The sequence below is a fragment of the Micromonospora sp. NPDC050784 genome (genome assembly GCF_044456765.1).
GTDB classification, from domain to species: Bacteria; Actinomycetota; Actinomycetes; order Mycobacteriales; family Micromonosporaceae; genus Micromonospora; species Micromonospora foliorum.
On record NZ_JBITGG010000003.1, the window covers coordinates 130,489 to 157,389 of the forward strand.

General features: G+C 72.0%; 26 protein-coding genes. 16 read left to right on the forward strand and 10 right to left on the reverse strand.

The annotated features are described in order from the left end of the window. Nucleotides 1-157 precede the first annotated feature (157 nt). Nucleotides 158-1,237, forward strand: coding sequence for a phosphotransferase family protein (locus tag ACIBD9_RS05095; protein ID WP_396714671.1), 1,080 nt, complete (start codon nt 158-160; stop codon nt 1,235-1,237). Further along, nucleotides 1,237-2,448, forward strand: a complete 1,212-nt coding sequence (locus ACIBD9_RS05100) for an acyl-CoA dehydrogenase family protein (protein ID WP_396714673.1) — start codon at nt 1,237-1,239, stop codon at nt 2,446-2,448. The genes ACIBD9_RS05095 and ACIBD9_RS05100 overlap by 1 nt, the downstream gene beginning before the upstream one ends. A 22-nt stretch (nt 2,449-2,470) precedes the next feature. On the opposite strand, the gene ACIBD9_RS05105 is transcribed toward ACIBD9_RS05100, so the two are convergent. The 6 genes from ACIBD9_RS05105 to ACIBD9_RS05130 all read right to left on the reverse strand — a co-directional run bounded on the left by ACIBD9_RS05105 (nt 2,471) and on the right by ACIBD9_RS05130 (nt 9,103). Beyond that, a complete protein-coding gene (locus ACIBD9_RS05105; RefSeq protein ID WP_387177074.1) occupies nt 2,471-3,517 on the reverse strand; it encodes a LacI family DNA-binding transcriptional regulator in 1,047 nt (348 codons plus the stop codon). Nucleotides 3,518-3,599: 82 nt separating this feature from the next. Beyond that, nucleotides 3,600-5,021 carry a GH1 family beta-glucosidase gene (locus ACIBD9_RS05110; protein WP_396714676.1) on the reverse strand — a complete coding sequence of 474 codons (1,422 nt, stop codon included), beginning with the start codon at nt 5,019-5,021 and terminating at the stop codon, nt 3,600-3,602. Further along, nucleotides 5,018-5,860, reverse strand: a complete 843-nt coding sequence (locus tag ACIBD9_RS05115) for a carbohydrate ABC transporter permease (RefSeq protein ID WP_387177072.1) — start codon at nt 5,858-5,860, stop codon at nt 5,018-5,020. Before ACIBD9_RS05115 ends, ACIBD9_RS05110 begins: the two co-directional genes overlap by 4 nt. A gap of 10 nt (nt 5,861-5,870) precedes the next feature. Beyond that, nucleotides 5,871-6,842: a carbohydrate ABC transporter permease gene (locus ACIBD9_RS05120; RefSeq protein ID WP_396714678.1), complete on the reverse strand. Its 972-nt coding sequence runs from the start codon at nt 6,840-6,842 to the stop codon at nt 5,871-5,873. Between the two features lie 109 nt (nt 6,843-6,951). After that, nucleotides 6,952-8,241, reverse strand: coding sequence for an ABC transporter substrate-binding protein (locus ACIBD9_RS05125; RefSeq protein WP_387177070.1), 1,290 nt, complete (start codon nt 8,239-8,241; stop codon nt 6,952-6,954). Nucleotides 8,242-8,542: 301 nt separating this feature from the next. After that, nucleotides 8,543-9,103 carry a plasmid pRiA4b ORF-3 family protein gene (locus tag ACIBD9_RS05130; RefSeq protein WP_396714681.1) on the reverse strand — a complete coding sequence of 187 codons (561 nt, stop codon included), beginning with the start codon at nt 9,101-9,103 and terminating at the stop codon, nt 8,543-8,545. Between the two features lie 150 nt (nt 9,104-9,253). Between ACIBD9_RS05130 and ACIBD9_RS05135 the strand changes: the two genes are divergently transcribed. From ACIBD9_RS05135 to ACIBD9_RS05180, 10 genes are all read left to right on the forward strand, one after another. After that, entirely contained in the window at nt 9,254-10,000 is a 747-nt protein-coding gene (locus ACIBD9_RS05135) for a pyrimidine reductase family protein (protein ID WP_396714683.1), read from the forward strand. Between the two features lie 148 nt (nt 10,001-10,148). Next, nucleotides 10,149-11,903 carry an ATP-binding protein gene (locus tag ACIBD9_RS05140; protein WP_396714685.1) on the forward strand — a complete coding sequence of 585 codons (1,755 nt, stop codon included), beginning with the start codon at nt 10,149-10,151 and terminating at the stop codon, nt 11,901-11,903. Between the two features lie 75 nt (nt 11,904-11,978). After that, nucleotides 11,979-13,127 carry an exonuclease SbcCD subunit D gene (locus ACIBD9_RS05145; RefSeq protein WP_396714687.1) on the forward strand — a complete coding sequence of 383 codons (1,149 nt, stop codon included), beginning with the start codon at nt 11,979-11,981 and terminating at the stop codon, nt 13,125-13,127. Then, nucleotides 13,127-15,601 carry an AAA family ATPase gene (locus tag ACIBD9_RS05150; protein WP_396714689.1) on the forward strand — a complete coding sequence of 825 codons (2,475 nt, stop codon included), beginning with the start codon at nt 13,127-13,129 and terminating at the stop codon, nt 15,599-15,601. Before ACIBD9_RS05145 ends, ACIBD9_RS05150 begins: the two co-directional genes overlap by 1 nt. A 155-nt stretch (nt 15,602-15,756) precedes the next feature. Further along, entirely contained in the window at nt 15,757-16,716 is a 960-nt protein-coding gene (locus ACIBD9_RS05155; protein ID WP_396714691.1) for a hypothetical protein, read from the forward strand. Between the two features lie 18 nt (nt 16,717-16,734). Further along, on the forward strand, nt 16,735-17,592 hold the full coding sequence (locus ACIBD9_RS05160) for a spermidine synthase (RefSeq protein WP_396714693.1): 858 nt from the start codon (nt 16,735-16,737) through the stop codon (nt 17,590-17,592). Between the two features lie 125 nt (nt 17,593-17,717). Further along, on the forward strand, nt 17,718-18,410 hold the full coding sequence (locus tag ACIBD9_RS05165; protein WP_124773096.1) for a sigma-70 family RNA polymerase sigma factor: 693 nt from the start codon (nt 17,718-17,720) through the stop codon (nt 18,408-18,410). Continuing rightward, the gene (locus ACIBD9_RS05170; protein ID WP_396714696.1) at nt 18,407-19,189 is read left to right on the forward strand and encodes an anti-sigma factor family protein; all 783 of its coding nucleotides are present in this window, start codon (nt 18,407-18,409) and stop codon (nt 19,187-19,189) included. The genes ACIBD9_RS05165 and ACIBD9_RS05170 overlap by 4 nt, the downstream gene beginning before the upstream one ends. Before the next feature lie 203 nt (nt 19,190-19,392). After that, nucleotides 19,393-20,040 (forward strand): hypothetical protein, encoded by a 648-nt coding sequence (locus ACIBD9_RS05175; protein ID WP_396714698.1) that lies wholly within the window; start codon nt 19,393-19,395, stop codon nt 20,038-20,040. Nucleotides 20,041-20,169: 129 nt separating this feature from the next. After that, nucleotides 20,170-21,090, forward strand: coding sequence for a DNA-3-methyladenine glycosylase family protein (locus ACIBD9_RS05180; protein ID WP_396714700.1), 921 nt, complete (start codon nt 20,170-20,172; stop codon nt 21,088-21,090). A 21-nt stretch (nt 21,091-21,111) separates the two neighbouring features. Here the strand turns inward: ACIBD9_RS05180 and ACIBD9_RS05185 are convergent, their stop codons facing one another. Next, complete coding sequence (locus tag ACIBD9_RS05185) at nt 21,112-21,615, reverse strand: DUF1990 family protein (RefSeq protein ID WP_396714702.1); 504 nt, start codon at nt 21,613-21,615, stop codon at nt 21,112-21,114. 96 nt (nt 21,616-21,711) lie between these two features. Here ACIBD9_RS05185 and ACIBD9_RS05190 point away from each other — a divergent pair, with 96 nt between their 5' ends. Continuing rightward, entirely contained in the window at nt 21,712-22,206 is a 495-nt protein-coding gene (locus tag ACIBD9_RS05190; protein ID WP_396714704.1) for a GNAT family N-acetyltransferase, read from the forward strand. Here the strand turns inward: ACIBD9_RS05190 and ACIBD9_RS05195 are convergent. Next, entirely contained in the window at nt 22,181-22,603 is a 423-nt protein-coding gene (locus ACIBD9_RS05195; RefSeq protein WP_396714706.1) for an SRPBCC family protein, read from the reverse strand. The two genes, ACIBD9_RS05190 and ACIBD9_RS05195, sit on opposite strands and share 26 nt — an antisense overlap. 179 nt (nt 22,604-22,782) lie before the next feature. After that, nucleotides 22,783-22,995 carry a hypothetical protein gene (locus tag ACIBD9_RS05200; RefSeq protein WP_387177057.1) on the reverse strand — a complete coding sequence of 71 codons (213 nt, stop codon included), beginning with the start codon at nt 22,993-22,995 and terminating at the stop codon, nt 22,783-22,785. A gap of 135 nt (nt 22,996-23,130) precedes the next feature. Here ACIBD9_RS05200 and ACIBD9_RS05205 point away from each other — a divergent pair, with 135 nt between their 5' ends. After that, nucleotides 23,131-24,246, forward strand: a complete 1,116-nt coding sequence (locus ACIBD9_RS05205) for an ATP-dependent DNA ligase (RefSeq protein ID WP_396714708.1) — start codon at nt 23,131-23,133, stop codon at nt 24,244-24,246. Between the two features lie 58 nt (nt 24,247-24,304). Further along, entirely contained in the window at nt 24,305-25,876 is a 1,572-nt protein-coding gene (locus tag ACIBD9_RS05210) for an alpha/beta hydrolase (protein ID WP_396715061.1), read from the forward strand. Here ACIBD9_RS05210 and ACIBD9_RS05215 read toward each other — a convergent pair. Then, entirely contained in the window at nt 25,803-26,315 is a 513-nt protein-coding gene (locus ACIBD9_RS05215; RefSeq protein ID WP_396714710.1) for an ion channel, read from the reverse strand. The genes ACIBD9_RS05210 and ACIBD9_RS05215 overlap by 74 nt on opposite strands. A 74-nt stretch (nt 26,316-26,389) precedes the next feature. Here ACIBD9_RS05215 and ACIBD9_RS05220 point away from each other — a divergent pair, with 74 nt between their 5' ends. Then, nucleotides 26,390-26,842 (forward strand): GNAT family N-acetyltransferase, encoded by a 453-nt coding sequence (locus ACIBD9_RS05220; RefSeq protein ID WP_396714712.1) that lies wholly within the window; start codon nt 26,390-26,392, stop codon nt 26,840-26,842. Nucleotides 26,843-26,901 lie beyond the last annotated feature (59 nt).

Consider the following 26,901-nt stretch of genomic DNA (forward strand, 5'->3'; position numbering starts at 1 on the left):
CACGACGATATACAGGCAATTGTCGGAAGAATGGTGATTGTCCGTCATGCCGGCTCAACCCGCTGAGGCGCTACGTCCGAGTGGCCGAAGCCCTCCCGACGACACGTCCGACGAATCTGACCTTGACAACGTGAACGGGCTGCCATCAACTAGTCGGATGAGCGATCCGGCCGTCGATGAGTCGCGGCCGGGGGCCGTTCCCGTCTCCCCAGCGGGGCTGGCCCTGGACCGTCTCGCCGACTACCTGGCACAGCACCGACCCGAGCTGGCCGCCGGGCCACTACGGGCCCAGCTGATCGCGGGCGGCAAGTCCAACCTCACCTACCTGCTGCGCCTCGGCGACCGCGAGGTCGTGCTGCGTCGCCCGCCGCTGGGGCACGTGCTGGCGACCGCGCACGACATGGGCCGCGAGTTCCGGGTCATCTCGGCGCTGGCACCGACCGAGGTGCCGGTCCCGGGCGCGCTGCTGCTCTGCGCCGACCCCGAGGTGATCGGCGCGCCGTTCTACCTCATGGAGCGGATGCCCGGCGAGGTGTTCCGCACCCGGGCGCAGACCGACCCGCTGGGCGACGAGCGCCGCCGGGCCCTCGCCATGGCGATGATGGACACGCTCGCCGCGCTGCACAGCGTCGAGCCGTCCACGGTCGGGCTGGCCGACTTCGGCCGCCCCGAGGGCTACCTGGCCCGGCAGGTCCGCCGCTGGGCCGGGCAGCTCGACCGCTCCCGCAGCCGCCCACTGCCCGGCATCGACGAGCTGCGCGACCTGCTCGCGGCGACCGCCCCGGAGGGCGCGAACGCCGGTCGGATCGTGCACGGCGACTACCGGCTGGACAACCTCCTCGCCTCGGCCGACCCGGTCGCCGTGCACGCGGTGCTCGACTGGGAGATGGCCACCCTCGGCGACCCCCTCGCCGACCTGGGGCTGCTGCTGACGTACTGGGACGTGCTCGGCGGCAGCGACACCGCCGCGGGCAACCCCGTCGCCGACGGGCTCGGCCCGCGCGCCGGCTTCCCCACCGGCAGTGAGCTGATCGACAGGTACGCCGGACGCAGCGACGTGGACGTCGGGCCACTGCACTGGCACGTGGCACTGGGCTGTTTCAAACTCGCGGTCATCTGCGAGGGCATCCACTACCGCCACACGCTCGGGCAGACGCTCGGCGAGGGCTTCGACCGGATCGGCGAGATGGTGGCACCGCTGGTCGCGCACGGGCTGACCGCCGCCAGGGAGCGGTGATGGACTTCTCATACGACAGCCGGACCGAGGAGCTGCGCGACGAGCTGACCCGGTTCCTGACCGAGCACGTCTATCCGGCCGAGGCCGTGCACGCCGAGCAGGTGGCCGCCGGGGACCCGTGGTCGCGTACCCCGGTGTTGGCCGAGCTGAAGGCGGAAGCCCGCAAGCGCGGCCTGTGGAACCTCTTCCTGCCCGACCCGCGCTACGGCGCCGGCCTCACCAACCTCCAGTACGCTCCCCTGGCCGAGCTGACCGGGCGCAGCCCGCACCTCGCGCCGGAGGCGGTCAACTGCGCGGCACCCGACACCGGCAACATGGAGTTGCTGGCCGAGTTCGGCTCGGAGGCGCAGCAGCAGCGCTGGCTGATGCCGCTGCTGGAGGGTGAGATCCGCTCGGCGTTCTGCATGACCGAGCCGGATGTCGCGTCCTCCGACGCCACCAACATCGCCACCCGAATCACCCGCGACGGCGACGAGTACGTGATCAACGGGCGGAAGTGGTGGTCGTCCGGTGCCATGGACCCGCGCTGCGAGATCTTCATCGTGATGGGCAAGGCCGACCCCACCGCCGACCGGCACCGCCAGCAGAGCATGGTGCTGGTCCCCCGGGACACCCCCGGGGTGACCGTGCGCCGGGGCATGACCGTTTTCGGCTACACCGACGGTTCGCACGGCGGGCACGCCGAGATCGACTTCACCGACGTCCGGGTGCCCGCGGAGAACCTGATCGGTGCCGAGGGCACCGGCTTCGCCATCGCCCAGGCCCGACTGGGGCCGGGCCGGATCCACCACTGCATGCGGTTGATCGGAATGGCCGAACGGGCCCTGGAACTGCTCTGCCGCCGCGCCAACGAACGGATCGCCTTCGGCCGACCGCTGGCCGAGCAGGGCGTGGTCCGGGAGTGGATCGCCGAGTCCCGGGTCCGCATCGAGCAGGCCCGACTGCTGGTGCTCAAGACGGCCTGGCTGATGGACACCGTCGGTAACAAGGGCGCGCACACCGAGATCCAAGCCATCAAGATCGGCACGCCGGCGATGGCGGAGTGGGTGATCGACAAGGCGATCCAGGGGTACGGCGGCGCCGGCGTCAGCCAGGACACCCCACTGGCCGCCCTCTGGGCGCAAACCCGCACCCTGCGCCTCGCCGACGGCCCCGACGAGGTACACCGCAACTCCCTGGCCAAGCGCGAACTCCGCCGCTGGACCCCGTAACCCCACCGCCGGGATGGGTGGGTCAGGCGGAGGCTCGGTGGACCAGCTGGGTGTCCAGCAGGATGTGGGAGGCGGGTAGCTCCTCGCCGCGGATCCGAGCCACCAGCAGGCGGGCCATCTGCCGGCCCATCTCCTCCACCGGCTGGAAGACCGTGGTCAGCGGCGGTTCCGCCTGTCGGGCGATCGTCGCGTCGTCGAAGCCGATCACCGCGACGTCCTGCGGTACGCGCAGGCCGGCCTCGCGCAGGGTACGCAGCGCGCCGAACGCCATGAGGTCGGAGGCGACGAAGACCGCGTCCAGGTCCGGGCAGACGTCCAGTAGTCGGCGCATTCCGGCCGCGCCGCTGCCCTCGCTGAAGTCGCCGTACGCGATCAGGTCGGGGTTGACGCTGGCACCGGTGGCCTTGACCGCGTCGGTGTAGCCGGCCAACCGGGCCAGGCCGGCACCCATGTCCTGCGGACCGGCGATGGTGGCGACGCGTCGCCGCCCCTGCCGCGCCAGGTACTCCACCGCCTGCCGGGCCCCGCCAACGTTGTCCACGTCGACAAACCAGGCCGGTTGGGCGCCGGGTTGCAGCATCCGGGCGGGCCGACCGCCGAGCACGGCGGGCAGGCCGCGCTCCTCAAGCAGCGTCGGCAGCGGGTCGGAGTCGTGCAACGACAGCAGCAGTACGCCGTCGACGTGCTGATTGGTGAGGTGGTGCTCGACCCGCTCCCGCTCCACCGGCGACTGCGCCATGGCCAGCCAGAGCTGCATGGGCGTCTCCAGCAGCCCGGAGCTGATCCCCCGCACGATCGCGGCGAAGAACGGCTCGGTGAAGACCCGCTCGCCGGATTCGGACACCACCAGCGCGACGGAGTCGGTGCGCTGGGTGACGAGCGCACGGGCGGCCCGGTTCGGCACGTACCCCAGCTCCGCGATGGCCTGTTGGACCGCGGCCCGGGCCTCCGGGCTGACCTGGGGCGAGCCGTTGACCACGCGGGAGACCGTGCCCCGACCGACGCCGGCGCGCGCCGCGACCGCGTCGAGGGTCGGGCGCCCGAGCGACCGGGTGCGCTGCGTTGTCATCGTCTGCTCCTCCGACGGCGGACGGACCCGGCGCCACCTGCCAGAGGTGGTCGCCGGGGCCGTCCTGATGGCTGGCCCGAGCCTATTGTGCGGCCAGACCGTTGCGCCGGATCACCGAGGCGTACCACTTGGCGCTGGACTTGGGGGTGCGGACCTGGCTGTCATAGTCGACGTGGATCATGCCGAACCGCTTGGTGTAACCCCAGGCCCATTCGAAATTATCCATCAACGACCAGGCAAAGTATCCCCGCAGCGGCACTCCTGCGTCGATCGCCTCGTGGGCGGCGCGCAGGTGGGCGTCGAAGTAGGCCAGCCGGTCGACGTCGTCGACCTGCCCGTCGACCACCGAGTCGACGAACGCGGAACCGTTTTCGGTGACGTACAGGGGCAGGTCGGTGTAGCCGTGTACCCGGCGCAGCGTCTCGGCCAGGCCCGGGGCGTCGATCTCCCAGCCCATGTCGGTGACCGGGACGCCACGGGTGACGAACCTGACATCCTCGCTGCCCGGCCAGCACGACGGGGCCGGGTCGGCCTCGACGCCCTCGACCGGTGCGGCGACCACGTGCCGGCTGTAGTAGTTGACCCCGACCAGGTCCAGCGGCGTGGAGATGGTCTCCAGGTCGCCGTCGTGCACGTGGTCGAAGTCGGTCACCGTGCTGAGGTCGGCCACCAGGTCCTCCGGGTACGACCCGCGCAGCAGCGGGTCCAGGAAGAACCGGTTGGCCAGCCCGTCGATCCGCCGGGCGGCGTCCCGGTCGGCGGGGGTGTCGCTGGCCGGATCGACCGGGTAGAGGTTGACTGTCACGCCCACCTCGGCGGCCGGGCGGGCGGCCCGCAGTGCCTGCACGGCCAGGCCGTGACCGAGCATCAGGTGGTGTCCGGCGCGCACCGCGTCCGCTCCGTCGGTGCGGCCGGGGGCGTGCACGCCGGAGCCGTAGCCGAGGAACGCGGAGCACCACGGCTCGTTCAGCGTGGTCCAGTAGCGCACCCGGTCACCGAGCGCGTCGGCCACCAGGGCGGTGTAGTCGGCGAAGCGGGCCGCGGTGTCCCGGGCCGGCCAGCCCCCGGCGTCCTCCAGCGGCTGGGGCAGGTCCCAGTGGTAGAGGGTGAGCCACGGTTCGATGCCATTGCCCAGCAGCTCGTCCACCAGTCGCCGGTAGAAGTCCAGGCCACGCGGGTTGGCCGCGCCGGTACCGGTGGGCTGCACCCGGGACCAGGAGACCGAGAAACGGTACGACTTCAGGCCCAGCTCGGCCATCAGCGCGACGTCGTCGCCGAGGCGGTGGTAGTGGTCGCACGCCACGTCCCCGGTGTGCCCGGCGACGACTCGACCCTCGGTGTGGCTGAAGGTGTCCCAGATCGACGGGGCACGGCCGTCCACGGCCGCCGCCCCCTCGATCTGGTACGCCGCCGTCGCGGCCCCCCAGAGGAATCCGGGTGGAAAGGTCAGCCCGGGGCGCTCGTCGAGGACGTCGACGGCGGGTGGGCTGGCGGGGTTGCTCACGACTTGACGGCACCTTCCATGATCCCGCCGATGATCTGGCGGCCGAACACGAGAAAGACGAGTACGAGGGGGATGGTTCCGATCGCCGTGGCGGCGAACACCTGGGAGTAGTCGGTGTAGTAGGCGTACGACAGGAAGGAGAGCGACACCTGCAGGGTCGGGTTCTCCGGGGTGAGGATGGCGTACGGCCAGATGAACGAGTTCCAGGTCTCCATGAAGGTCAGCAGACCGAGCACGCCGGCGGCGGGACGCAGCGCGGGCAGCACGATGCTCCAGTAGATCCGGAACGTGCTCGCCCCGTCGACGCGGCCGGCCTCGATCAGCTCGTCGGAGATGGCCTGACTGGCGTACTGCCGCATCATGAACACGCCGAAGGCGCTGACCAGGAACGGCACGGTGACCGCGTAGAGGGTGTCGTACCACCCGAGGTCCTGCATCATGCCCCAGAGCGGGATGAGCCCCATCTGCGTCGGGATCATCATGGTGACGATGATCGCCAGCAGGAGGGCGTTGCTGCCCCGGAACTTCAGCTTGGCGAAGGCGAACCCGGCCAGCGAACCGGTGAGCACCACCGACAGCGTGACCACCGAGGAGACGATGATCGAGTTCATCATGCCGGTGAGGAAGTTGGCGGCGTCGTTGTCGAGCACCCGCCCGAAGTTGTCACCGAACGCTCCGCCGGGGGTCAGCGGCGGCGGCACGTCGTTGATGGAGTCCAGGCTGCGACTGCCGATCACCAGCATGTAGTAGAACGGGTAGATCGACAGCAGCGCCGCCAGGACGAGCGCCACGTAGGTCAGCGGGCTGGTGCGCCACAGGCGCTGGGAAGCCGAGATCATCGATCTCTCCTCACTTCGCCGAGCGGCGGACGAGTAGGAAGTTGAACAGCGACACCACGACGATGATCATGAAGATCGCCCAGGCGACCGCGGCTCCGTAGCCGGCGGTGTTCAGGTTCGCGATGCCCATCTCGTACATGTACATGGCAAGCGTCTGGAACTCCCGCTGACTGCCGCCGAGAATGTTGCCGTTGGCGAAGAGCAGTGGCTCGGTGAAGAGCTGCATGCCGCCGATCGTCGACAGGATGACCACGAAGGTGAAGGTGGGCTTGAGCATGGGCAGGGTGATCTGCCAGAACTGCCGCCACGGGCCGGCGCCGTCGATCTCCGCGGCCTCGTAGAGGTCCTTCGGGATCGCCTGCATGCCGGCGAGCAGGATCAGGGTGTTGTAACCGGTCCACCGCCAGTTGACCATCGAGGAGATGGCGAACCAGGAACTCCACCGCTGCCCGTCCCAGTCGACCGGGTCGACACCGACGAGGCCGAGCAGCCAGTTGAACAGGCCGAACTCCCGCTGGAACAGCATCCCGAAGACGATCGCGACCGCCGCCACCGACACCACGTTCGGCATGAAGATGGCCATCCGGAAGAAGGTCTTGGCGCGCAGGAAGGTCCGGTTGAGCAGGTTCGCCAGGAAGAGGGCGAGCAACAGCTGCGGGATGGTCGACAGGGCGAAGATGCCGAACGTGTTGACCAGCGCGTTCCAGAAGTACTCGTCGGAGAACAGCCGGGTGTAGTTGTCGAAGCCGATGAACGAGTGCTCGCCGATCATGTCCCAGTCGTGCAGCGACATCCAGGCGGTACGCACCATCGGGTACAACCCGAACGCGCCGAAGATCAGGAAGAACGGTGCGATGTAGAGGTACGGCGAGTACTTGACGTCGAGGCGGTTGAGTAACCTTCCCCGGCGCTGCCGGGAAGGGAGGTCGGGAGAAGGCGGTGCTGCTGGCGACGGCGGTGCCGTCGTAGCCGACAGGCTCATACGAATTTCCTTTTCCGGCGAGGCCCGGGGGCCCTCGCGCAGGGCGCTACGCGGAGGGGACCGGCCGGTGGCGTCCGGGAAGCCCCGAACGCCACCGGCAGGGAATCACTCAGAAGGCACCCTGAGTCTTGGCATCCTTCGTGAACTGCTCCCAGGCCTTCGCCTTGTCGGCCTGCCCGCTCTCGAACGCCCGCAGGGCCGGCTCGAGCGCGTTCTCCTTGACCGCCTGGTGCTTGGGGCCCAGGTGGGTCGGCTGGATCTTGGCGACGCTCTCCCCGAAGATCTTGCCGGTCGGCGCGTTGCTGAAGTACTCGTTGGTGTAGCCGATGAACGCCTCGTTCTTCAGCGCCTCAAGGTTCGTGGGCAGCGGGCCCTTGGCCTTGAAGGCCTCCACCTGACTCTTCGCGTTGGTCAGGTACTCGGCGAGCTTCGCCGCCTCCTTCGGGTACTTGCTCTGCGCCGGAACCGCGAGCCACGAGCCGCCCCAGTTACCGCCGCCGCCCGGCACGGACGCGACGTCCCACTTGCCCTTGTTGGCCGCACCGGAGTTCTCCGAGACGATGCCGAGCATCCAGGACGGGCAGAAGGTTGCCGCGAAGGTGCCCTGCTTGAAGCCACCCGACCACTCCGGCGACCAGGTCTGCGCCTTGGCGGAGATGTCCGCCATCGAGGTGGCGGTGTCCCAGGCGTTCTTCACCGCGGGGCTGGTGTCCGCGATGATGTTGTCTTCCTTGTCGTAGAACAGGTCACCGTTGCCCTGGAACATCACACCGTTGGAGACGGCGGTGATCGAGTCGATGAACGCCTTGCCGCCGCTGCCCTGCTTGTACTTCAGACCGGCGTCGTGGAAGCCCTTCCAGTCCGGCCAGAGCGCCGACACCTGGTCGCGCTCGGTGGGCAGACCGGCAGCCTGGAACAGGTCCTTGCGGTAGCAGACGGCGAGGCTGCCGACGTCGGTCGGGAGGCCGATCAGCCGACCGTCCGGTGCCTTGCCCAGCTCCCACTTCCAGGGCAGGAACTCCTTGGAGTGGTCGGCGACCAGCGGGTTGAGGTCGGCCCAGTTGCGCGCGTTGGGCTTGAACTCGTTGAGGATGCCCTCTTCCAGGGCGGTGACGTCCGCCGCGCCCTTGCCGGTGGCCAGGTAGCGGACCAGCTTCGGCCGGTACTCGGCGAGCTGCGCGGTCTTGCGCAGCTCGACCTTGATGCCGGTGTCCTTCTCGTACTGCTTGACGAGCTCTTCGTAACCGAACTCGCCGAACGTGTCGACGACCAGCTTGGCCGGCTTCTCGCCGGCCGCCGGCTTGTCGTCGTCGTTGCCGCAGGCCGCGAGACCGCTGATTGCGGTGATCGCGGCCAGGGCAGCGGCCGCCAGGCGGGTACGCCGCGTGGTGACACTCATGCGCTGACCCCTCTTTCCGGTGGTGAGGCTGATGTGTGTGGTGGGGGGTGCTCATCGCGCCAGGCCGGGGATGCGTGAGTGACCCATGCCACCTCCGGGAGCGCTCCCATGAGATTGCCGGCGGGTAACGGGAGTGTCAATAGGGCGTTGGGAGCGTTCCCAGATCGTTACCGCTGATCACTCGGGCACCGCCCACCCGACGAACACCACCCGCCCCACCCCTGTTGATCAAGAGGTTTCGGTCAGGAAAAGCGGCTCCGCTGACGCAAACTTGTTGATCAACAAAGGTGGGGCGGGGGGATCAGCTGAAGCGGCGGAGGAGGGTGGTGGCGCGGGCGGGGTCGAAGCGGGACGGGTCGAAGGTCGGACCCGCCCAGTCGCGCAGCATCGCCTGGCGGGGGCCGACGGGGGACGTGCCGGTCTGGTCGTCCAGGGCTTCCAGGAGTGCCTGGTAGCCCGACGGCCCGCCGATCCCCTCCGGCGGGCAGGCCCGCTCGCCGGCCAGGCAGACCGGGTACCGCTCGTCCGGGCCGGCGGTCAACGCGTCCTCCACGACCAGGTCGTGCTCCCACCAGTCGCCGAAGTCGTACGTGTAGGAGAACCGGCTGCCCTTGCCGAGCACCGCGTCGAGCCGCACGTCCAGCTCGTCGTGCAACGCCAACTCCCCGTCCGGGTCCGGCTCGCCGTACTGCATCGCGTCGATCTCGAACGAGTGCAGGTGGCAGTCCCGCCAACCCATCGCGTGCTGCACCACCCGGTGCAGCCGGTCCAGCGTGTAGCCGGCCGGCACGAGCACCCGGCGCCACACCGGCGGGCGGGTCCCGGCGAGGGACATCTTCAGCTGGAAGATCTGACGCGGCATGCTGTCCTGTCCTCCCGCGGCTTAGGCTGCGAGCATGATCTGCCGAGCGTGCCGGGCCCGGCGACACGACGACTGCCCGGGCCGGAACTGGTGCGACTGCCAGCACCGTACCGCCGAACCGACCCCTCCGGTCACCGGTCCGGCCGGCGAATGACCGTCGGAATTCCGATCCGCCGGCTCTGGCCCGAGCCGTCGACGCAGCCGCTCGACGACACCGCGCTGACCGCTCTCTACGGCCGCGCCGACGAGCCCCGGCTGCGGGTGAACTTCGTGGCCAGCCTGGACGGCGCGGTCACCGTGGACGGCTACTCCGCCGGGCTCTCCGGCGAGCCGGACAAGCGGGTGTTCGGCCTGCTGCGGATGGTCTGCGACGCCCTGGTGGTGGCGGCCGGCACTCTGCGCCACGAGGGGTACCGGGCGGTCCGCCTCAACGAGAGCCGCCGCGCCTGGCGCCGCGCCAACGGGCTGGCCGAGTACCCGACGCTTGTGGTCGTCTCCGGTTCGCTCGACCTGGATCCGGCGCAGGCCGCCTTCGCCGACGCGCCGACCCGCCCGGTGGTGCTCACCCACGCCGACGCCGACCCGCCGCCCGGGCTGACCGACGTCGCCGACGTGCTGCGCTGCGGTACCGAGCGGGTCGACCTGGCCGCCGGTCTCGCCGAGCTGCACCGACGCGGGCTGACCCAACTGCTCTGCGAGGGTGGCCCACACCTGTTCGGCGCGCTCACCGCCGCCGACCTCGTGGACGAGCTGTGCCTCACCGTCTCGCCACTGCTGGCCGGGCCCGGCCCCGGCCGGATCACCGCCGGCGGCGCCGCACCGCCCCGGCACCTGACACTGCGGCACGTGCTCGCCGCCGAGGACGGTGTGCTCCTGCTCCGCCACGCCCGCCGGTGACCCGCCGTCGCCCGGTCACACACCCACCGTCGTGAGTGTGACGGCGGATGGTGTCGTCCGCCGCGTCGCGTGGCGACCTGTCGTACTCCTCGGGCAGGATGCACAGCATGGTTCCCGACCGTGCTGCCCGACCGACCCGAGTCGCCCGATGAGCGACGCCGACCTCGACAGCCCGGGCGAGGCGGTCGGGCGCGTGCTGGGCACCGCCGACGCCACCCCGTTGCAGTTCTGGACGGCCGTGGCACCTGGCAGCTACCTCCAGCTCGACGACGTGGTGGTCACCCGACGGGAGCTGCCGGACCGGGAGCCGGTGACGATCGCCGGGGTGGTCACCCAGGTCCGCGCTCGGCACGAGGGCGCCCAGTTCGACTCCGACGTGTTCGCCATCGCCGACGGCACGCTGCCCGCGCAGGTGCAGGAGGCGGCCGAGGTCACCACCACCCGGGTCGACCCCGAGCTGTACGTGCCGCCGACCCCGGGCGCGGTCGTGCACCGGGCCGAGGGCGACGCCCGGGCGCGCGCGCTGCACTTCGACCGGATGGAACGGCGCATCCCGATGGGGATGGGTCGGGACGGCGTCCCGGTCTACCTCAACGCCGACTTCCTCGACGGCAGCCGTGGCGCGCACGTCTCCATCTCCGGCATCTCCGGGGTGGCCACCAAGACCAGCTTCGCCACCTTCCTGCTCTACTCGGTGTTCCGCTCCGGCGTGCTCGGCGGCGACGCGGTCAACGCCAAGGCGCTGATCTTCAACGTCAAGGGCGAGGACCTGCTCTTCCTGGACCACCCCAACACCCGCCTCGACGAGCCCACCCGAGCGGCGTACGCGAAGCTCGGGTTGAGCGCCGGCGCCTTCCCCGACGTGCGGGTCTACGCCCCGCCCCGGGTCGGCGACCCGGCCGGCACGCCGGATGTGAGCAGCCGGCTCACCGGGGTCGACTCGTTCTACTGGACGCTGAGCGAGTTCTGCACCGACCGCCTGCTGCCGTACGTCTTCGCCGACGCCGACGACGAGCGCCAGCAGTACACGATGGTGGTCCACTCGGTGGCCGCGCACCTGGCCCGCTACGCCCAGCCCGCCGACGGCGGGGTGAGCATCGACGGGGTCCGGCTCGGCTCCTACGGCGATCTGGTCGACCACATCGTCGACCAGCTCAACGACGACGAGACCCGCTCCGACTGGGCGGGCAGCGCGGTGGGGCTGGGCACCGTCAACGCGTTCGCCCGGCGGTTGATCGGCAGCAAGAAGGACCTCGCCCGGCTGATCCGCGGTGACCTCGCGACCCGGCGCCCCCACTCGATCAACACGAGCGAGTCGGCGCAGGTCACAGTGGTCGACCTGCACAACCTGCCCGACCGCGCGCAGCGGTTCGTGGTCGGTGTGACGCTCAAGAGCGAGTTCGAGCGCAAGGAGAAGTCCGGCACCGCCAAGCCGCTGCTCTTCGTCGTCCTCGACGAGCTCAACAAGTACGCCCCCCGGGAGGGCTCCTCCCCGATCAAGGAGGTCCTGCTGGACATCGCCGAGCGGGGCCGCTCGCTCGGGGTGATCCTGATCGGCGCCCAGCAGACGGCGAGCGAGGTGGAGCGGCGGATCGTCACCAACTCGGCGATCCGGGTGGTCGGCCGGCTCGACCCGGCCGAGGCGTCCCGTCCGGAGTACGGCTTCCTGCCGCCCGCGCAGCGCCAGCGGGCGTTGCTGGCCAAGCCGGGCACCATGTTCGTCAACCAGCCGGACATTCCGGTGCCGCTCTGCCTGGAGTTCCCGTTCCCGGCCTGGGCCACCCGGGTCTCCGAGGCGGGCCGGGCACCATCGGAGACGCTGCGCTCGATCACCCAGTCCGCCGACCCGTTCGCCGTGGTGGGTTCCGGCGGCGGCAGCACCGACGACGACATCCCGTTCTAGCTAGGGGCCAGCACAGGTGAGCGCGAGGAGTGAGCTTGCGAGCCTCGCAGTCGCGAACGAAAGGCCAGCACAGCCATGAAGATCCTGCACACCTCCGACTGGCACGTGGGAAAGGTCCTCAAGGGGCAGTCCCGGGCCGACGAGCACAAGGCGGTGCTGGCCGGGGTGATCGAGATCGCCCGTGCCGAACAGCCGGATCTGGTGATCGTCGCTGGTGACCTCTACGACACCGCCGCGCCCAGCTCGGAGGCGACCCGCCTGGTCACCCGGGCGTTGACGGCGCTGCGGCGGACCGGCGCGGACGTGGTGGCGATCGGCGGCAACCACGACAACGGCCCGGCGCTGGACGCGCTGCGCCCGTGGGCCGAGGCCGCCGGCATCACGCTGCGCGGCGGGGTGCGGGAAAATCCGGACGAGCACGTCATCGACGGCACCACCGCCGGTGGCGAGCGGTGGCGGCTGGCCGCGTTGCCGTTCCTGTCCCAGCGGTACGCGGTGCGCGCGTTGGAGATGTACGAGCTGACCGCCGCGGAGACCAACCAGACGTACGCCGACCACCTGGGCCGGGTGCTGGGTCGACTGACCGAGGGCTTCACCGAACCGGACCGGGTGCACCTGGTCACCGCGCACGTGACGGTGACCGGCGCGGCCACCGGTGGCGGCGAGCGTGACGCGCACACCGTGTTGGGCTACGCCGTTCCGGCCACCGTCTTCCCGGCCACCGCGCACTACGTGGCGCTGGGTCACCTGCACCGGGCGCAGCGGGTCGCGGGCCCCTGCCCGGTGCGGTACAGCGGCAGTCCGCTAGCGGTCGACTTCGGTGAGCAGGAGAACGTCCCCTCGGTGACGATGGTCGAGGTGACCGCCAGCACCGCCGCCCGGGTGCGGGAGGTGCCGGTCACGGCGGCGAGCGCGTTGCGGACGGTGCGGGGCACCCTGGCCCAGCTCGCCGAGATCGAGGCACCGGACGCGTGGCTGCGGGTGTACGTGCGGGAGCAACCCCGCGCCGGCCTGCGCGAGGAGGTCCAGGAGCTGCTCCCCCGGGCCCTGGAGATCCGGATCGACCCGGAGCTGTTGGCCGCGCCGGGCAGTGGCGCGCGCATCGCCCAGCGATCGGGGCGTTCGCCCCGGGAGTTGTTCGCCGACTACCTGGACAGCCGGGGCCACGCCGACGAGGGTGTCCGGGAGCTCTTCGACGAGCTTTTCGAGGAGGTCGAGCACTGATGCGTCCGATGCGGTTGGACATGGCCGGGTTCACGGTCTTCCGGGACGAGACCACCGTCGACTTCACCGACGCCGACTTCTTCGCGCTGATCGGCCCGACCGGCTCGGGCAAGTCGACAGTGCTGGACGCGATCTGCTTCGCCCTCTACGGCATGGTGCCCCGCTGGGGTGGCGCCCGAGGGTTGGCGAACGCCCTCGCGCCGTCGGCGACCGAGGCGCGGGTGCGGTTGGTCTTCGAGTCCGGCGGTGCCCGGTACGTGGCGACCCGGGTGGTCCGCCGGGACGGCCGGGGCAACGTGAAGACCGCGAACGCCGGGTTGCAGCTCATGCCGGCCGGCTTCGACGTGACCAAACTGGACACCGGGTTGAGCCCGGACGACCTCGGCGAGGTGGTGGCCGGCACCCCCGCCGAGATGGAGCAGGCGGTGCTGGAGGCGGTGGGGCTGCCGTACGAGCAGTTCACCAGCTGTGTGGTGCTGCCACAGGGGCAGTTCGCCGACTTCCTGCACGCCAAGCCGGCGACACGGCAACAGATCCTGGTCAACCTGTTGGGTCTCGGCGTCTACGAGGACGTGCAGAAGAAGGCGACGGCGCGCGCCGGGCAGGCGGAGGCCCGCCTGGAGGCGGTCGACCAGGTGCTGGCCGGGTTGACCGGCGTGGACGACGAGGCGTTGGCCGAGGCCGACGCCCGGGTCGACCGGATGGCCGAGCTGGCGGCCGCGGTGGCCGAGGCGGTGCCGGAGTTGGCGGCGGCCCGGGTCACCGCACGGGAGGCCGCGGCGGCGCTGACCGCGCTGGACGACGAGCTGACAGTGCTGACCGGGGTGCGCGCTCCGGGTGGGGTGACCGAGGTCGCTCGCGCGGTCGCCGCGGCGCGGGCCGAGGCCGAGGCGGCGGCGACCGGGGTGTCGCTGGCCGAGGAGCGGGAGGACAAGCTGCGCGGCGAGCTGGCCGCCGCCGGTGACGAGAGCGCGCTGCGACTGCAACTGCGGGCGTACGACGATCGGGACCGGCTGGCCGGCGAGGCCGACACGGTCCGCGCGACGGTGCGGGCGGCGAACGACGAGCACGCCGCGGCGGTGGCGTCCCTGGCCGCCGCACGCGTGGTCGCCGAGCGGGCCGACGCCGAGCTGGAGGCGGCCTTCCGGGCGCATGAGGAGGCGAAGGCCACCGACCTGGCGGTGAGCCTGCGGGTGCACCTGCACGCTGGCGCGGCGTGCCCGGTGTGCGAGCAGCCGGTGGCCGAGGTGCCGGCGGTGCCGGCCGATTCGGCGGTGGCCGCCGCGACGGCGGCGGGGAAGGCCGCGCGGGCCGCGACCAAGGCCGCGCAGGCGACCGTGCAGCAGCGGGACACGGCGGCACGTGAACTGGAGCGGCTGCTGGTGCAGGCGCGAGCCCGGCAGGAGCAGGTGGAGGCCCGGCTGGCCGAACTGGACGGGCAGCTCTCCGGTGCGGCCGAGCCGGCCGTGCTGCGCCGGGAGTTGGCCGAGCACGCGCGGTTGCGGCGCGCGCTGGAGGAGGCGGCGACGGCGGTCCGGGCCGGCCGCGAGGCCGCTCGGCAGGCCCGGGCCGGGGTGGACGTCGCCGAGGAGCGACTGCGGGCGGCGTGGCGGGCCTTCGACACCGCCCGTGACGGGTTGGCCCGGTTCGGTCCACCGGCGACCGACCGGGACGACGTGGCCGCCGCGTGGGCGGCGCTGACCGGCTGGGCGACGACCGAGGCGGAGCGCCGCCGCGCCGACCGGGCCGTTCGGGCCGCCGCCGTGGCGGAGGCCGAGACGGTGGCCGACGGCGTGCAGCGGGCCATCGCGGGCATCTTCGCGGCCGCCGACGTGCCGGTCGGGGACGACCCGGTGCACGCGGCGACCGTGGCGGTGGAGCGGGCCGACGCCGACCGACGTCGGCTGCACGAGCGTCGCGAGCAGGCCGGGACACTGCGCGAGCAGAGGGCGGGGCACGAGCGGGAGGCGCAGGTGGCGCGCGCGCTCGCCGGGCACCTGCGGGCCAACAACTTCGAACGGTGGTTGCTGGCCGAGGCGTTGGACCTGCTGGTCGACGGCGCGTCGGGGATCCTGCGGGAGCTCTCCTCCGGGCAGTACGAGCTGGTGCACGACAAGGGCGAGTTCGTCGTGGTCGACCACCACGACGCGGGGCTGCGTCGGGGCGTGCGCACCCTCTCCGGCGGTGAGACGTTCCAGGCGTCGCTGGCGTTGGCGTTGGCGCTCTCCGAGCAGTTGGCCGGGATGTCGACCACGGCGGCGAGCCTGGAGTCGATCGTCCTGGACGAGGGTTTCGGCACGCTCGACGCCGCCACCCTGGACACGGTCGCGGCGACCCTGGAAAACCTGGCGGCCCGGGGCGATCGGATGGTCGGCGTGGTCACCCACGTGCCGGCGTTGGCCGAGCGCATCCCGGTCCGCTTCGAGGTGCGCAAGGATGCCCGGTCCGCGCGCGTGGAGCGGACCGGCCGGTGAGCGCGAGGAGTGCAGCGCAGCGGAGCCCCGCAGTCGCGAACGAAGGGCCAGCTCGGTGAGCGCGAGGAGTGCAGCGCAGCGGAGCCCCGCAGTCGCGAACGAAGGGCCAGCTCGGTGAGCGCGAGGAGTGCAGCGCGGATGGGACGGACCGGCCGGTGAGTGACGCCGCGTTCTTCGTGGATTCGTGGGATCCGGCGTACGGGGCGTCGTTCGAGGCGTCCGCCGCCGGGCCGGCCGCGCCGAGCAGCGCGCAGGTCGACGCGGACGTGGAGGTGCCCGCCGTGGACTGGCGGGCCATCGGGGTACGCCCCGGGGTGCGGGCGCCCGACGTGGTGTTGCTGGTCGACGGGGTTCGCCGCATCGACGCGAGCATCTGGACGGCCGAGACCGACGGCGGGTCGTTCCCCGGGTTGGCCGCCTCGTACGCGGCCGGGGTGGTCCGGTGCGACCTGGGCCGGGGTGCGGCGCAGTTGGCGGGTACCCGGGTTGGTCGGGGCCTGTTCACCGCGAGCCCGTCGGCGCAGGATGTGGTGGCGGGCGCGATCCGTTACCCGGTGCACCGGGTGGGTGGCACCGGTGAGCTGGCGAAGCTGCCGGCCGCCGTGCAGGGTCCGCTGACCGCGTTGGAGGTGGCGGTGTCCGACGCCGCCCGGGTCGACGGTGACCTGTTGGTGGTGGACGGCCCGTTGCGCAGTCGCCGGCAGTTGCCGCGCACCCTGGGCTACATCAAGACGCAGCACAGCCAGTACCTGGATGCGCGGTTGACCGCGGTGGTGACCGGTATGGCGTCGGGTGAACGGTCCCCGGTGTTCCGGCTCGGCACCGCCTGGGGCGGTTGGTCGTGGTATTTGCGGCTTCCGGTGGCGATCGGCGCGCCGTGGGCTGGCATCGTCCGGGTGGAGTGCTCCGCCGACCTGCCCGTCGAGGCGGCGATCGAGCTGGCCGACCTGTCGCTGGTCACCCTGCCGCGCTTCGCCTCCACCCCGTACAAGGATCCGCGGGCCCCACAGAACCTGATCCCGATCGCCGGCCTGGAGCGCCGACTGCGGGCCCTGCTCGGCGATTCCCGGCTGCTGCACCGCGCGTTGACCACCGCGGCACGCGCCGCCCGTTGAACGCGGATACTGGTTCCGGTGGGGCGTAAACGGGCAACGGACCGGGTGGCCGAGCAGGTGGACACCGGGCTGGCGGAGCTCGTCCCGGCTCCGGACCGGGCCGGCTCGTGGACGCTGCTGCTGGACGGGGCGCCGCAGTCGCACGTCGACCTGACCGACCCCACCCACCTGGAGTTCGAGTACGTGCGGCGGCTGGCCGCCGCCGTGGATCTGATCGCACCGGCGGGTGCGCCCCTGCGGGTGCTGCACCTGGGTGGCGGCGCCCTGACCCTGCCCCGGTACGTCTCCGCCACCCGACCCGGGTCCACCCAGCGGGTGTCCGAGGTGGACGGTGCGCTGGTGGAGCTGGTCCGTCGGGCGCTGCCGTGGCCACCCGACGCCCGGGTGCGGGTCCGGGTGGAGGACGCCCGGGCGGTGCTGGCGTCCACCCGTGAGGCCAGCTACGACGTGGTGGTCGCCGACGTGTTCGCCGGTGCGCGTACCCCGGCCCACCTCACGTCGGTGGAGTACGCGGCCGAGGTGGCCCGGGTGCTCCGCCCCGCCGGTTGGTACCTGGCGAACCTGGCCGACGGCCCGCCGTTGCGGCACGCCCGTGGGCAGGTCGCCACGGTCCGTTCGGTGCTGCCGCAGGCGTGCCTGATCGGGGACGCGGCGGTGCTGCGCGGGCGCCGGTACGGGAATCTGGTGCTGGTCGCCGGGCGGTCCACACCGCCGGTACCGGAGCTGACCAGACGTGCTGCCGGCGACTGGTTCCCCGGCCGGGTGGTGGCCGGCGACGAGTTGGACCGCTTCGCCGGTGGCGCGGCTGTGGTGCGGGATGCCGACGCCACCGGCTCCGATCCGCCGCCGCCGGGGCTGTTCTCGGTTCGCCGCTGACCGTCCGCTCAACGGCGGCGCGGAAGTTTTTCCGCCGTTTGTTGATCCGCTGGGACCGGCGCTGCGTACCACCGGGCGGCCCACCTCGTGGGCCGGCGTTGGTCACGGAGATCCCGGAGGTCTGCATGCACGCGGTGGCGGCCGGTTGGCATGGCGACGCGGTACGCGCTGACTGGTTGTCGGCGCGACCCTCGTCACGGTCAACCTCGTCTGCCCGGGGGGTCGACGCGCGGGCGACGCCTCGCCAGAATGGTCCGGTGACGCCGCGACCGGCGCCCGGGCGCCATCAGGCGACGTCAACCGAGGCGAGCCACTCCGACCAGTTGATCCGTCAGCTCTATGCCGAGCACGCCGGCCCGTTGCTGATGTTCGTCATGCGCCTCACCGGGGGGGACCGGCAGCGCGCGGAGGACATCGTCCAGGAGACGCTGCTGCGGGCCTGGCGCAACGCGCACCGTTTGGGCACGCAGGGGCAGGGTTCGTTGCGGCCGTGGTTGGTCACGGTGGCCCGCCGCATCGCCATCGACGAGCATCGCAGCCAGGAGGCCCGGCCGCCGGAGACGTACGACCGGGACCTCACCGCGTTCGCCGAGGCGGACAGCACCGACCGGGTGCTGCGCACCATGACGGTGGCGGACGCCCTGCGTACGCTCAGTCAGTCGCACCGGGAGATCCTGATCTCGACGTACTTCCGGGGGCGGACGGTGCCGGAGGCCGCCGAGGAGTTGGGCCTGCCCCTCGGCACCGCCAAGTCGAGGGTCTACTACGCGCTGCGCGCGCTGCGCACGGCTCTGCAGGAGCGGGGGGTGACAGAATGAGCCGGCCGGACCACATGGACGTCGCGGCGTACGCGCTCGGTGTGCTCGACGAGCAGGACACTGAGCGGTTCGAGGAGCATCTCGCCACCTGCTGGGCGTGCGCGGCCGAGTTGGAGACGATGGTGCCGGTGGTGGGGCTGCTCTCCGACATCGACGGCGAGACGATGATGGCGCTGGAGCAGACGGCGACCGACCCGGCCCTGCTCGACCGGACGCTCGGCGCGGTCCGGGCCCACCGGCGGCGTACCCGGTTTCGTCAGATGCTCGCGACGGCCGCCGCGGTGGTGGTCTTCGGCGGTCTGAGCGGGTACGGCTTCGTGACTGTGGCCGGCAACGAGCAGCCGCCGGGGGTGCTGGCCGAGTCGACGCCGAGCGCTCCCAACGACCCGCCGACCAGCGGGCCGACGGCCGCGCCGAGCGGCCCGGGTGTGGGCGGCACCGAGGAGGAGGGCGACCAGGTCGAGGCGACCGACCCGACCACCGGTGTGCAGACCACGATGTTCCTGGTGACCAAGGACTACGGCACCCGGATCAACTTCAGCCTGCGGAAGCTGCCCGGCCCGCGAATCTGCCGACTGGTGGTGGTGCGCAAGAACGCCAGCACCGAGGTCATCTCGACCTGGTCGGTGCCGGAGAGCGGCTATGGCACCAACACCCGACCGCAGGGTCTCGAACTGAGCGCCTCCACGTCGGCTCTGCCGGCCGACATCAAGCAGCTCCAGGTGCAGTCGGTGGACGCCAACGGCGTGGCGAGCCCGCTGGTCACCGTACCCCTGTAAGCGCGCCTGCCAGATCGGCGCCGGTCATTGCCACAATGACCGGTGCCGATCTGTCGTTGAGCGAGGTCTCCCTTGCGGGGGCGTACGCATGCCGGCCGGAAATGGTTCAATCGGTTTACGTGAAATTGACCACTGTTACTACTTCAACCTTGACAGCCTGCCCCCCGTACCTATGGGTGAACTGTCAAGAATGAGGAGGGCACGTGGCACAGATGAAGCGGACCGTCATCGTCGCGAGCGCGATGGTCGCACTAACGGCCTGCGCTCCCGCGGGTTACGACGGGGCGAACTCGAGCGCGGCCGAGCCGGTCGCCGTCGCCGCGGCCGAGCCCACCGCGACGGTTGAACCTGAGGCCTCGGCGTCCGCGGAGGCGCCGGCCGCGGAAGCCCCGCCCGCGGACGTCGACCTGACCGAGAAGTTGGTCGGTAAGAGCGTCGCCCGGATGGGCAAGGTGGTCACCGACCAGGACGGCTGGATCCTGTACCGCTTCGACAAGGACACCGCCGACCCGCCGTCGTCGAACTGTGTCGACAAGTGCGCCGAGGTGTGGCCGCCGGCGCTGACCGACGGCAACCCGGAGCTCACCGGCGTCTCCGACGACAAGGTCGGCAGCGTGACCCGGCAGGACGGCACCCGTCAGCTCACCGTCGGCGGCTGGCCGGTCTACCGCTACATCGGCGACAAGAAGCCCGGCCAGTGGAAGGGCCAGGCTGTCGGTGGCACCTGGTTCGTGGTCCAGCCGGACGGCAAGAAGAACCTGAGCTGCCTGCCGAAGGGCACGCCGAAGGCGGTCGCACCGCCGGCGGACAGCGGTTCGAGCGACGCCGGGGGCTCGGGCTACTCGTACTGAGTCCGATCGCCCACACGGGCACGGTGGTCGGTCGTCGCCGGGGAGGGCGCGGCCGGCCACCGTCGTGCGCGGGTCGTCGGCAGACCGGGTGGTGCCGGCGTCCCTTCCCGCACGTGGCAGAGTTGCCGGGTGACCGAGACCGGACCCGCCGCGACCAGGGTGCTGCGCCCCCCGGTCGGCTACCGGCTGGCCGCCTCGGTCCGGGGGCTCACCTTCAGCCCGTACGACCCGTGCGCCCGGGTGGCGGCCGGCACCTTCTGGTGGGCCACCCGCACCCCGGACGGCCCGGCCACGCTCGCGCTGCGACCGGCCGGCGGCGAGTTGCTCGCCGAGGGGTACGGGCCCGGCGCCGAGCACGTCCTCGCCCGCGCCGACGCGATCGCCGGGCTGCGCGACGACCTCACCGGCTTCACCGAGCTGGCCGCGGCGCACCCGCTGGTCGCCCGGCTGGCCCGGGAGCACCGGGGGCTACGGATGCCCGCCACCGGGCAGGTCTTCCCCCGGGTGCTGCGCGCGGTCTTCGAGCAGAAGGTCACCGGCAAGGAGGCCTACCGGGCGTACGCGGCGACGGTGCGGCACTTCCGGGAGCCGGCTCCCGGCCCGCTACAGCCGCTGCTCCTGCCGCCTGAGGCCGCCGCGGTGGCCGCGACCCCGTACTGGGTGTTCCACCCGTTCGGGGTGGAGCAGCGCCGGGCCGACACGCTCCGTCGCGCCGCGGCGCTCGCCGACCGGCTGGAGGGCTGCGCCGACGCCGCCGAGGCCACCCGCCAGCTCACCGCGATCCCCGGCATCGGGCCGTGGACGGCCGCCGAGGTGGTCCGGATCGCGTACGGGGACCCGGACGCGGTCAGCGTCGGCGACTACCACATCCCGAACACGGTGGCGTGGGCGCTCGCCGGCGAACCGAGGGGCGACGACGCCCGGATGGTGGCCCTGCTGGAGCCGTTCCGGGGCCACCGGGGCCGGGTGTGTCTGCTGCTGGAGGCGGCCGGCATCCGGGCACCGAAGTACGGCCCGCGCGCTCCGATCCGCTCGTTCGCCCGCTACTGAGTCGTTTCGCCGGAACGGCGCTCAGTGACCCGCGCAGAGTCGCCGCAGGGTGCGGCCGAGCCACCAGGCGTACGTGTGTTGCACGGCCCGAACCGCCGGGCCTCCGAGGCGGGTGAACCAGCGGTCCGGACGGCTGAACGCGCGGACCTCGAACCAGACCGCGCCGGCGTCGTCACGGACCACCTCGAACGCCTCCTCGCCCCGCTCCGGGTGCCCGGGCAGGGTGCCGTAGCCGAAGCCGGCGAGGGTGGGCGAGTCCGCGCTCCAGACCACCTGGCACGGCCCCCAGAGGCGGGCCGGACCGACGCCGAGGCCTGCGGTCACCAGCACACCGTCGGTGGCCCGCGGCGCGTCGGTGCGCATCCGGACGCCGGCGGCGCGGTGCAACCGCCAGCTCAACACCGCGTCGGCGGCTGTCTGGAAGCAGTCGCCGGGCAACGGATACCGGTGGCGCAGGTGGTGGTACCCGCCGGGCAGCGGCCCGTGCCGGGTCGACCCCACCTCCGGGTACGTCAGCTCGGTCACCGTTCCCCCTCGACCTCGACCGGACACGGGCCAGGGTACGGCCGACGCGGTCGGGTCGCCCATCGACGGCGACGGCGGTTGTGGTGTGCTGCCCCGATGAACGCCGAGGCGAGCATCGTCCCGGCCGGTGTCGTGGACGCCGGCGAGATCCTCACCGTGCAGCGCGCCGCGTACCTGAGCGAGGCGCAGCACTACAGAGACCCGTTCCTGCCTCCGCTGACCGAGACGTTGGACGAGGTGGCGGCGGTGCTGGCCGGCCCGAGCATCGTGCTCGCCGCCCGTTTGGGGCACCGGCTGGTCGGCTCGGTGCGGGCCCACCTGGACGGGGACACCGCGCACGTCGGCCGCCTCTCGGTCGCCCCGGACCAGCAGGGGCGGGGTGTCGGGGCGCAACTGCTCACCGCCGTCGAGCGGGCCTGTGCCGGCCGGGTAGCCCGGTTCACCCTGTTCACCGGCGCGAACAGCGCGCGCAACCTGCGGTTGTACCAGCGGCACGGCTACCTGATCGTGGCGCACCGCCCGGACCCGAACGGGATCTCGTTGGCTGTGCTGGAGAAGCCGGCCGTCAGCCCCGCTCGCAGCGACGCCTGAGCCCGTCGGCCTCCATCCGCACGTAGCGGCGGAACAGTTCGCCGTACAGCCAGCCGATCAGGCCGGCCAGCGGACCGGACTGGTTGATGACCAGTTCGACACGGGTACGCCCGTCGGGCAGCGGCAGCAGCCGGTGCTCCCCCACCGTCCGCACCCCCGGCGCGTCGGAGACCCAGACGAACTCCCGCCGCTCGGTCAGCTCGGTGACCCGCCAGACCGCCGGCCGCAGCTTCGGCTGGGTCAGTCGTGCGGTCGCGCCGACGGCGAGCGGCCCCGACTCCCCCCGCTCGGCCCGGGTCACCGAGTCCGTCCACTCGGGCCAGCGCGGCACGTCGACCAGCACCGCCCAGACCTGCTCGGCGTCCGCGTCGATCTCGGTAGTGGCCTCGAACCGCATGGTGTCCCCCTCCCTCGGCGGCACCGCTCGGCACCGCCACGGGTGCAGACGAGGCCGCCGGGAGCATTGTGACACCGGCGCTCGATCCAGACCGTCCCTCCTCAGTGGAGGCAGACCGGGCCTGGCGTCCGTTTCCTCCCGGCCGCTGCGCCGCACACCGCCCGCGGGCGCCGCGAGGATCAGGCGGCCTCGTGCAGGTCGGCCAGGGTGAGTGGGGTACGCCGACGCAACAGCTCCTCCAGCTCCGGCACCGAACCGACCTCGCCGAGCACGTTCCGGCCGCCGCCGTACCGCTCGGGGTAGCGGCGGGTCAGCCGGAAGCGGTAGCGGCCCCGGATCAGCTCGACGCTCACCCGCCACCGCCCGCAGCAGTCACAGACCCACTCGGACACCTCGCGAAAGTAGCTCTGACCTGGGGTTATTTGATTCGCCCGGTCGGGACGAGCGGCGCGTAGGCGGACACGCCACCCCGGGGTCCACGGTGATGTGCCTCACGACTGTCGGCACCGTCTGATTGACTGGTCGGCGTGGACCTGCCGATCAACCCTCCGGTCGAGCCGATGCTGGCCAAGAGCGTTTCCAAGCTACCCACCACACCGGGGGTGACCTACGAGCCCAAGTGGGACGGGTTCCGGTGCATCGTGTTCCGCGACGGCGACGAGGTCGAGTTGGCCAGCCGGGGCGGCAAGTCGATGACCCGCTACTTCCCCGAGGTGGTCGAGCAGGCCCGCCGGCAGTTGCCGGAGCGGTGCGCGGTCGACGGCGAGTTGATCGTGATTCGGCGGGACGGGCCGACCGGCCAGCCCCGGCTGGATTTCGAGCTGCTGGCCCAGCGCGTCCACCCGGCCGCGTCCCGGGTGAAGATGCTGGCCGAGACCACCCCGGCCGACTTCGTCGCGTTCGACCTGCTGGCGATCGGCGACGAGGCACTGCTCGACCAGCCCTACCCGCAGCGTCGGGAGCGGCTGGTCGAGGCGCTGGCCGGGGTGCGCCCCCCGGTGCACGTCACCCAGGTCACCACCGATCCGGACACCGCGCGTCGCTGGTTCGACGTCTTCGAGGGCGCCGGGCTGGACGGCTTGATCGTCAAGCCGGCCGACCTTCCGTACGAGCCGGGCAAGCGACTGATGTTCAAGGTCAAGCACGCCCGCACCGCGGACGCGGTGGTGGCCGGCTTCCGCTGGCACAAGTCCGGCCCGGTGGTGGGTTCGCTGCTGCTCGGCCTGTACGACGACGCCGGGGTCCTGCACCACGTGGGCGTGAGCGCGTCGTTCAGCATGGCCCGCCGCGCCGAGTTGCTCGACGAGTTGGCGCCCTACCGGGACACCGGCGGCGAGCACCCGTGGGTGCACGGCGACCACGAGCGTGGCCAACGCATCCCGGGTGGGGTCAGCCGGTGGACCGGCACCAAGAACCTGGAGTGGGAGCCGGTGCGCCCGGAGCTGGTGGTCGAGGTGGGCTACGACGCGATGGAGGGCGAACGGTTCCGGCACACCGCCCAGTTCGTTCGGTGGCGCCCGGACCGCGACCCCCGGTCCTGCCGCTACGACCAGTTGGACCGGCCGATCCGCTTCGACGTGGACCAGGTGCTGCGCGGCGACCCGACGGCCACCGTGGACCGAGCCGCCACCGGCTCGGCGTAGCCTGGCCGTCGACCCGATCCCGGAGGACCATGTGACCCGCACCGCCGACCAGCCTCGGATGGCGACCAGCCGCCGGGTCCGTCGCACTCTGGCCGCCTTCGGTGTCGCCGCGCTGCTCACCGCCGGCTGCACGTTGCCGGCGTTCGCACCGCGCACCGAGGTGGAGGGCGCGGCCGCCCCGACCGGCAGCTCACCGACCTGGCGGCCCTGCCCGGAGGTCCCCGACGAGCTGGTCGGGCGGAGCGCACCGAACATGCGCTACGAGTGCACCCGGATCGCGGTGCCCCGGGACTGGGGCACCGGCGGCGGGGCGAGCGCCGGCCCGGGCGCCGGGCAAACCTTCGAGATCGCCCTGCTGCGCGCCCGGTCCACCAAGCAGCGCGACCGGGTGGGCTCGCTGGTGATCAACCCGGGCGGCCCGGGCGGCTCCGGTGTCGACACCGCCGTCTACCTCTCCTTCGGCCCCCAGTTCGGCGGGCTGCCCGCGTCGATCACCGAGCGCTTCGACATCGTCGGCTTCGACCCGCGCGGGGTCTCCCGGTCCAGTCCGGTGAAGTGCATCTCCGACGCCGACCTGGACGCCAGCTTCGGCTTCGACCCGGACCCGGCGAGCCAGTCGGCGTTCGACGGCTTCGTCGGCCTGAGCCAGCGGATCGGGCGCGGCTGCGGCGACCGTTACGGCGACCAGTTGCCGCTGTACGGCACCGAGCAGGCCGCCCGCGACATGGACGCGGTCCGCGCCGCCGTGGGCGACGACAAGCTCACCTACCTGGGCTACTCGTACGGCACCCTGCTCGGCGCCACCTACGCCCAGCTCTACCCGCAGCGGGTCCGGGCGCTGGTGCTCGACGGCGCGGTCGACCCGCAGCAGCGGTTGGTCGAGGGCTCGGAGAGCCAGGCCCGCGGCTTCGAACGGGCCTTCACCAACTTCACCCGCTGGTGCGCGGCGAACGCCGGCCGCTGCCCGATCGCTCCGGACGCACGCGCCGCGGTCACCTCGGCCATCGACAAGGCCAAGGTCTCTCCGGTACGCGGCGCGGACGGGCGGGAGGCCACCGCCGGCTGGGTGTTCTACGCCGTCATCTCCTCGCTCTACACCGAATCCGGCTGGCAGGAGCTGGCCCAGGCGATCGACAAGCTGGCCGAGGGCGACCCGAAGGACGTGTTCCGGCTCGCCGACGCGTACGCCGGCCGGGAGGACGACGGGCACTACTCGAACCTGTTCGACGCCAACCTGGCCATCAACTGCGCCGACGAGACGGAGAAGCCGAGCCGGGCGCAGATCCGGCAGTTGCAGTCCGAGTGGCGCGGAAAATACCCGCTGTTCGGGCCGGCGTTGGCGGTCGGCATGCTGAGCTGCGTCGAGTGGCCGGGCGGGCGTGACCCGTACCCGACCGGGAAGGCGAACGGCGCGCCGCCGATCGTGGTGGTCGGCACCACCGGCGACCCGGCGACGCCGTACGAGCAGACCCCACGGCTCGCGTCGATGCTGGGCGTCGGCCGGGTGCTGACCTGGGAGGGCGAGGGGCACACCGCCTACCCGCAGACGTCCTGCATCACCGACGCGGTCGACGCCTACCTGATCGACCTGACCGTTCCCAGGGAGGGGCTTCGCTGCCCGGCCCGGTGACGGGCCGGGTCGGCGGCAGTGGGGGCAGATCGATCCCCTGCCGGGTGGCCAACTCCTCCAGCAGCGCCCGCATCCGGCGCACGTCGGCCTTGAGCTGCTCCTGCTCCTCATGCTCGAAGGCGTCGTCGTCGACGATGAGCCGGCTCGCGAAGTGCGCGGTGATCAGTGGGATGACCAGCAGCACCATTGTCGAGATGAGCAGCGCGGCCAGGGTGCGGCCCGCCCAGGTGGTCGGCGAGATGTCGCCGTATCCGACGGTGGAGGCGGTCACCACCGCCCACCAGACGGCGTCGGCCGGGCTGCGCTGCTCGACCTCCCCGTAGATGACCCCGGCCACCACGATCATCAACAGGTACGAGGTGATCAGCGTGCGGGGTGAGTTCGCGAACCACACCAACGCCCGGTACACCCAGCGGAACGGCAGTAGCACTAGCTCCATGCCGCCCCATGCTGCCCGTTGCCCGCAACCGGCACAGACCCATTCGCTGGTTTCGCTGTGCCAGGATCACCCGCATGCGCGACGTGATCTTCCGTACGGCGGTCCGGGCCGACCTGCCCGCCGTCATCGCCCTGCTCGCCGACGACGTCCTGGGTAAGGCCCGCGACTTCACCGAGGTCGACGAGGCGTACGAGAGGGCGTTCGCGGACATCGACGCGGACCCGCGCAACCAGCTGATCGTGGCCGAGCAGGATGGTGAACTGGTCGGCTGCCTGCAGATCACCTACATCCCGGGCCTGGGTCGGCACGGCAGCGAACGGTCACTGATCGAGTCGGTCCGGGTCCGCTCCGACCGGCGCGGCCAGGGGCTGGGCCGGGAGCTGATGACCTGGGCGGTCGACCAGGCCCGGCAGCGCGGCTGCGCGCTGGTGCAACTGACCACCGACAAGACCCGCGAGGACGCGCACCGCTTCTACCTGAGCCTCGGCTTCGTGGCCAGCCACGAGGGCATGAAGCTCGCGCTCTGACCCGTCGTCACGCCACCCGGCGGGGGCAGCGGCAGTCGCCCGGACCGGGTTACGTTCGC